We start from the raw sequence: 4170 nt of genomic DNA on the forward strand, positions 1-4170 counted from the left end.
GACGGCGCACCGACCTTGATCGCGTTGCCGCTGGACGCGCCGCGCCCGACGCAGCCGGATTACAGGGGTGCGGTGTTGACCCAGCAGTTCAGCCCGGCGCAAACACTGGCACTCAAGGCGTACGCGCAACAGCACAAGGCCACGTTGTTCATGGTGTTGCTCAATGCGTTCAACAGCCTCTTGCAGCGGGCCACCGGTACTCACGACTTTATCGTCGGCACCGACCTGGCCAACCGCGAGCAATCGGTGCTGGAGCCGTTGATCGGTTTCTTCGTCAACGTGCTGCCGATTCGCGCGCGCCTCGACGACAACGACACCTTTGATAGCCGCCTGCAACGCTTGCGCGAGGATTGCCTGTCAGCCTTCCAGCACCAGCAGGTGCCGTTCGACAAGCTGGTCGAGACACTGCAACCGCCGCGTACGCCCGGCGTAAACCCGCTGGTGCAGGTGTTGTTTGTGATGCAGAACACGCCGCAGGGCTCGGCCAGCTTGTCAGGCCTGGCGGTGGAACACTTGGCGCCGCAGCAGGAATCCAGCAAGTTCGATCTGGCGGTGTTTGTCGAGGAAGACGAGAGCGGCCTGAATGTGCGCTGGGTCTATCGCACCGGCGTGTTGAGCCCCCAGACCGTTGCTCATTTTGAACAAGGCTTCCAAGCCCTGCTGGACACTCTGAACCTGCAAGACTGGGCGTGGCGCCTGGCGGGCGACACCCCAGCTGAACCTCTTGCAATCGACGACGCCCAAGCACGCAGCGCGCGCAAGCTGTCGAAAATGAGCAAGCTAAAAAGCACCCGCGCCACCGCCGTGAGCCAACGGCCCCACGAACAGGTGCGCACACGCACCTTGAGCGACGGCCAACCACTGCCCCTGGTAATCGAGCCGCTGCTGGCCGACCTGGACCCGGTGCATTGGGCCGTACAGGCGCGCGAATGGATCAATGTGCAACTGCGCAGCCACGGCGGCCTATTGTTCCGTGGTTTCAACCTGCCGGACGCGAACGCCTTCGAGCAGTTCGCCCAGGCGATCGAACCGGACTTGTATGGCACCTACGGCGACCTGCCGAAGAATAAATCCGGCAAGAACATCTACCACTCCACGCCGTACCCGGAACAACACATGATTCTGTTCCATAACGAAAGCTCGCACCTGGCGCAATGGCCGCGCAAGCAGTGGTTCTTCTGCGAGATTCCGGCACCACGCGGTGGTTGCACCCCGATTGTCGATTGCCGCCAGGTACTGACGCAGTTGCCGCCGGCCATTGTCGAGCGCTTCAAGGCGCTGGGCCTGCTGTATGTGCGGCACTTCACCGACAAGCTGGATGTGCGCTGGCAGGACTTCTTCAAAACCGAAACACGCGAAGAGGTCGAACGCCAATGCTTGCTATCCGGCATGCAGTGGGAATGGCTGGGAGAGGACAATCTGAAGGTTGCCCAACACTGCCCGGCGATTGTCACGCATCCGGATACCGGTGAGGCGTCGTTCTTCAACCAGGTGCAACTGCATCACAGCGCCTGCCTGGAAGCGGAGGTGCGCAGCAACCTGATAAACCTGTTTGGCGCCGGCAACCTGCCGCGCAATGTGTATTACGGCGATGGCAGCGTGATTGAGGATGCAGTGATGGACGTGATCGGTACGGCGTACGAGGCCTGTGCAGTGCGCTTCGACTGGCAAAAAGGCGACATGGTGATGCTCGACAATATGCTGGTGGCGCACGCCCGCGACCCGTTTGAGGGGGAGCGCAAGATCTGCGTTGCCATGGGCCAGATGATGAATCGCGAACAATTGCAGCACGCGCAGGAGCCGGTATGAGCCACTACGAAGCAGCGTTCGCCTTGTCGCCACAACAGCGCAGCCAATGGCTGGCGAATGCGCCGCCGGCACGCTTGACCCTGCAAGTGCACGGTGCTGCCGCGCTGGCACAGCTGCACGAACGGCTGGCATCGCTGGCCGCCGTGCACGATGCGCTGCGCCTGCAAACCCGACCGGAACCAGGCTTGCAAGTGCCATTGCAGATCGTCGCGGCGACCCACACCTTCAGTGTCGATGTACAGGCACGGGTGGAGGATGTGTATCAGGTCACGTTGCAATTACCCGCCCTGGCCGCCGACCGTGGGACGCTGCTTCGCTTGGCGCAAGCCCTGGGTTCGGCTTTGGCGCCGGTGCCTGACGACGAGGCCATGACTTACACCCAATACAGCGCCTGGATTCACGACTTGCAGGCGGATGAAGACGCCGCACAAGGTCGGCAATACTGGGCTGGCCTGGCGTTGGGCGAGCAGGCCGGTACCGAGTTGCTGTACCGCGAGGCACGCAGCGATCAGGCTGCTACGACGCTGACCACCAGCGTCATGCTTAACCCTGCATTGAGCGCAGCCTTGCAAAGTCACTCCGCGCCCGCCGAACAGTTGCTGATGACGGCCTGGGGCGTGTTGTTGCAGCGCCTTAGTGCCAATGACAGTGCGGCGCTCACCCTGAACTGGGTGCATGACTGCCGTGACGACTACGAAGAACTCGCCGACTGCTGGGGCTTGTTCGCCAAGGCCCTGCCGCTGCCGTGGCAACCGGTTGTCGAGCGGCCATTCACCGGGGCACTGGCCACACTGCAAGTGCTCTGCGAACAGGCGGGCGAATGGCAGGAATACTCGCTGCCGGTTGAGACCGCGCCTTACGGTTTCCAGTGGACCCCGGGGTTCGAAACCGCGGGCAGCTCGTTCAAGGTGCTGGAGATGCACGCCATCCCCGCCGGCATGGAACTGCTGCTGATGGCTGAACCACAGGGCACTGCCGGTTACCGCCTGACGCTGTGTCATCAAGCGCGGTGCTACAGCATTCCTGCCGCGCAGACCCTGCTGGAGCAATTGCAGTCGCTGCTGCTCGACGCCCTCACCCACCCTGCCAAGCCGCTCGCCGAGCTGTCGCTGCGCGCACCAGGGTTTTCGGCGGCGCTGGCTGCTCGTCATGAGCAGGCCGCACCGCTCTTTGCCAGCGTACCAGCGCGCTTCAACGCCTGTGCGGCCAGCTTTGCCGAACACCTGGCGTTGCGCGACCCCGGACAGCACCTGAGCTACGCCGAACTGCATGCGCGCAGCAATCAGTTGGCGCATTATCTGATAGCTCAGGGCATCGGCCGCGAAGACCGCGTGGCGTTGTACCTGGACCGTTCGGCACAGATGGTGTTGGCGATGCTCGCCGTGCTCAAGAGCGGCGCAGCGTTTGTACCGTTGGACGTGCACCAGCCCGCCCAACGCTCGCTGGCGATTCTGCAACAGGCGCAACCGCGCCTGGTGCTCACCGGCGCCGCTGGCGATGCCCCTGTGCTGGCGTCGATGGGTGGCCTTGATCTGCGCGAGACTGCCGTTTGGCAACAGGCACCAATGACCGACGTTGCGCCTGACATCCGGCCTGAGGATGCCGCGTACCTATTGTTCACCTCGGGGAGCACCGGTTTGCCGAAAGGCGTGATCGTCGAGCACGCGCAACTGGCCAGTTACGTGTCGAGTGTGTCTTCGCGCCTGCAGTTGCAAGCCCGCGAACGCAGTGCCGTGGTCACCTCGCTGGCCGCGGACCTGGGTTACACCCTGCTGTTCCCAGCGCTGCTAAGCGGCGGCGAATTGCACGTACTCGACAAGGAAACCGCCATGGACGCCCAGGCCTGGGCCGCCTGGCAGGCGCAGTACCCCGTCGATCATCTGAAAATCGTACCGTCGTTGCTCGACGCCTGGCTGATCCACACGCCAAGCGCCGCCGTGCTGCCGCGCAAGCAACTGATCCTTGGCGGCGAGACCTGTTCGCGGCGCCTGTTGCAATCGATCCGCGCGTTCGCACCGGCGCTCACGGTGTTCAACCACTACGGGCCGACCGAAACCACCGTTGGCGTGGTGATGCACAAGGTCGATCCGGCCTGTGACTATCGGCGCCTGCCCTTGGGCGACCGCCTCGATGGCATGCGTTTGTATGTGTTCGACGACCAGCAACAACTGGCCGCGCCTGGGCAAAACGCCGAACTGTATATCGCCGGCCCGCAGTTGGCGCGTGGCTACCTGGATGCGCAACACGACGCCGGGCGTTTTATCCAGCGCGACGGCGAGCGCCTGTACCGCACCGGAGATCGTGCGCGGTATCGGCATGACGCCAGCCTGGAAATCACCGGGCGCACCGATCGCCAGGTCA

Annotated in this window: 2 protein-coding genes; both read left to right on the forward strand. The window is 63.4% G+C overall.

Annotated elements, in window-relative coordinates; translation table 11 throughout:
* On the forward strand, positions 1–1809 hold a 1809-nt coding region (locus HX846_RS36765), incomplete at its 5' end, for a TauD/TfdA family dioxygenase (RefSeq protein WP_178967409.1).
* Positions 1806–4170: amino acid adenylation domain-containing protein (locus tag HX846_RS36770; RefSeq protein ID WP_178967410.1), on the forward strand; the 2365-nt coding region annotated here is incomplete at its 3' end. The genes HX846_RS36765 and HX846_RS36770, both read left to right, overlap by 4 nt.

The organism is Pseudomonas sp. K5002, assembly GCF_013386655.1.
In the GTDB taxonomy this organism is placed as follows: Bacteria; Pseudomonadota; Gammaproteobacteria; order Pseudomonadales; family Pseudomonadaceae; genus Aquipseudomonas.